The organism is Rhizobacter sp. P3_B12 (assembly GCF_056402895.1).
The window spans coordinates 1-3,466 of record NZ_JBFUGN010000663.1; the positions used below are offsets into that span (position 1 = coordinate 1).

The 3,466-nt window shown below is 66.4% G+C and carries 2 protein-coding genes; both read right to left on the reverse strand.

Annotation, left to right across the window (positions count from 1 at the left end):
- The coding region (locus tag AC1D01_RS25735; protein WP_477871411.1) for an RHS repeat domain-containing protein at positions 1–2,061 on the reverse strand (2,061 nt) is incomplete at its 3' end.
- Between the two features lie 8 nt (positions 2,062–2,069).
- The coding region (locus tag AC1D01_RS25740; RefSeq protein ID WP_477871413.1) for a hypothetical protein at positions 2,070–3,466 on the reverse strand (1,397 nt) is incomplete at its 5' end.

A 3,466-nucleotide genomic window follows, 5' to 3' on the forward strand; every position in this document is an offset into this window, starting at 1 on the left:
GTCGTAGTCGAACCACTCGCCCACATTCAGGTTGGTCCCGGCCCCATTGATGTCGACGCGCCGGATCAGGTTGCCCAGCGTATCCCACACGTACTGGTGCTTGAACACCTCCGTCAGCGTCGGATCTCCGATGTCGGTACCGGTGCCCGCCGCCGCATCAGTGACTCGCCCGCTCATCGGATCGAAGCGCGTGTGGGTGTTCACGCCATGGCCCAGCTGCGCGTCTTCCACCTTGCCCCAGGCGTTCACCCGCTGCGCCGTCCAGTACGCGTAGCCGCTGCCGTTGTGCACCGTCTGCAAGGCACCCAGCGCCGTGTAGCCGTACTGCACGCTCACGCCGGTCTGCCAACTCTGCTTCACGAGCCGGCCGAAGTTCGCGTCGTACTCCAGGCTCTGCGAGAAGGTCTTCTGCACGTAGCGCGGGTCCGGGCTGATCGCCGTCGTGGCACTCACCGGCCGCAGGTAGCGGTCGTACACCGCCGAGCGCACCACGCCGTGTGTCGTGCTGCTGCCGCACAGCTTGCCCTTGGTCGCGTTCGCGCCGCCGCCGGCGGCGGACAGGCAGGCGGTGCCGTTCGACGCGCCGTTGACCGTGTCGTAGAAGTAGGTGGTCTTGAAATCCGGCGTCAGCTTCTCGACCAGCCGCCCCAGCACGTCATAGCGCAGCGTGCTGCTCGTGCCTGCCGCAAGCTGGTTCGGGCTCTGCTGCGATGTCAGCTCGCCGAGCGCGTTGTAGCCGTATGTCCAGTAGCCCTTGTTCGGGTCCAGCATCGCCGTCTTGCGGCCTCGCCCGTCGTAGCGTATCTCCACGCGGTTGCCGAGCGGGTCCACCGTCGTCACCAGGCTGCCCTGCGCGTCGTACAGGAACGCCGTCTGCGCGTGCTGCGCATCTTCGGCCAGCACCACATGGCCTTGCGCGTCGCGCCACTGGACGTCGGTCTGAACTGCGGTTTCGGGTCGACCTTGAATGGGCCGGCCGCGCCGCGTCACCGTCGTCTTCGCGCCCTCGTAGGCGTAGCGCACCACCATGAACTGCATCGCACCCGGCGCGCGACCGAAGGCATTGAGCTCCGCGATCGCGCCCGCGTCGGTGATCCCTTCGCTGCCCTCGCCGTTGTCGGCCGTGTACACCGCCAGCGGTCGGCCGATCACGTCGAACTGCGTGTACGTGAAACCGTAGCCGCTGCCGTTGATGCCCGAGCTCAGCGTGTCCAGGAAGTACGGCTGCGTCGTCAGCACCGTCGCACCGTTCTGGTTGTAGAACGTGTCGGCCACGATCAGCCTGCATGTCGCCGCGGCGCTTCCGGGATCGCAATCGAACGCCTGCGTCACACTGCGCATCGTCCGGCCGCGCACGTCCTGGTAGACACGGGTCCACGGCCCGCTGACCGTGCCATCGGCGCCGTACGACTGCGTGTGCACGAAGCTCATCGCGTTCGCGGGCATCGGATCCTTCGCAGGCGGGTTGTCCATCTGCGTGCCGCCCGACCCCGGGCAGCCCGGCGAGTTGCTGCTCTGGTCGAAGATGGCCGGCGACACATAGCAGAACCACACCCGGCTGAAGCTGCCGTCGGCCCGCGCCTCCTTCACCTTGCGGCCGAGCGCATCGAGCTCCCACGTCGTCGTCAGGCCATTCGGGCCGGTCTGCGATGTCGCTAGTCCGAACCTCGGGTCCACGAGCTTGGTCTCGGTGTGGTTCAGAGCGTTCCAGACACTGGTGGCATAGCTGCCGTTGAGCGTGCCATCCGGCTGAGCGGCATTGCTGTACGACGCGCTCGCCACGCGCTGCAACGATGCGTCTGCGCAATTCGAAGTCGTCGTCTGCTTCCGGTTGCCGTACGGATCCAGCTGGTAGCTGGTCACGACGCACAGCGCGGCCTTGTTCGGCTCGATCTTCTCCTCGATCAGCAGCCCGGTCGCATCGTCGTACTTGAACTCGCTGGAACGCTCCTCCTCGAAGACTGGCGCAGGCAAGGTCTGCGCCAGCGCATTCGCGCACAGCAGCACCAGAGCGGCCAGGGTACCCAGCAGGCGGGGGAGAGCTTTGTGGAAATCAGCCATGGCGGTGCTCAGTCTTCCAACAACATCTGCAGGATGCTCATCAGCACTTCAGGCCGGATCAGCTTCGGCGGCGTGCCGTTCAACGCAGGATCCTGCGTCGCCTTCGCGATGTCGCTCAGGCCGGCGTTGCTCTGCACGGGCGGTTGAGTGGCCGACGTGCTGGAGGTCACCTTGCTGGACTGCAGCCGGCCGAGGAACCACTTGTCGCCGCTGATGAAGCGCTCCGTGCCGTCGTCCACGCTCAGATAGGTGTTCTTCGTGGTCTTCGTCACCATCTGGTCCCGCCCGGCCGGACCTCCCACGCCGTAGCCGGTGGTCGTGATCGTTGCGTTGCTGACATCGCCATAGACCGTCATCGCCGTGTTGACGGTGTCGGTCTTGCTGATCAGCAGCGACCGCGTCGTCAGGTCCCACTTCCGTTCGACAGAACGAACCTGGTACGGCCGCTTCACCAACGACGTGCTCGCACACGGCTGGTCCATCGTGGCCACACCGGCATTGGCCTGCGCCTGCACATCGCAGTAGGTGTAGTTCGTCATGCCGATGATGTCGGCGGACCAGGCGCTGCCCGACTTGCTGTCGCCCTCGAAGCACTCGCTGTGGACGTTCGGGCCACTGCCCGACGACGTGCCGGAGCCCACCGACAACGGACGCTGCCGCGGCGAACCGGGGCGGGTGTTGCGGCTGTCGTCCACGTCGATCGGCTTCAGCACGTTCGGCGTCCAGCTGCTCAGGTAGCGCGTGAAACTGCACTTCGGCATGCCGACGAACTGCTTGCGCTGCGTGCCGTCCTGCGAGTTGGCCGACCCGTTGAGCGGCTGCAGGTACTCGGTGGTGCTGGCCATCATGCCGCCGCTCGCGTAGGGGAAGTATTTGGTGACGGCCTCCAGCCCGAGGCTGCCGCCGCCGGACAGGTCGGACTTCATGCCGACATACGCGAAGGCGGTGGTCACCTGCAGGCCGCTTGCGTCGGGCACTCGGGTGCCGCTGGCTTGCTGCGTGCGGGACACCAGCCATTGCGCTGGGTGAAGGTGCAAGGTGGGCCAGGTATGGGCCCCCACCAGGTCGGCTGAAGCCTGCGGGTCCGTTACGCCGCTCAGGTCGAACGCGGGGCGCGAGTCGGCATACACGGCAGCACCGACGCTGGTGCTCCCCTGACCCACCGCGATGCCATCGCTGGCCACGCCGGTCGAGGCGTACGTGATGGCCGTGCCCACCCCGGACACGTTCGCCACGGAGGTCATCATGTCGGGCGGTATGCCGTTCCGGTACCACAGCGTGTTGCTGCTGCCGTCCTGCACGCGCAAGAAGCCCGTAGACCCCAGACCCAGAAAGTCTCCAGCGTAGAAGAACGCTCCGCCGGTCATCATCTCCGGCAGGTTCGCAGCCCCGCGGCTTGTCGAGG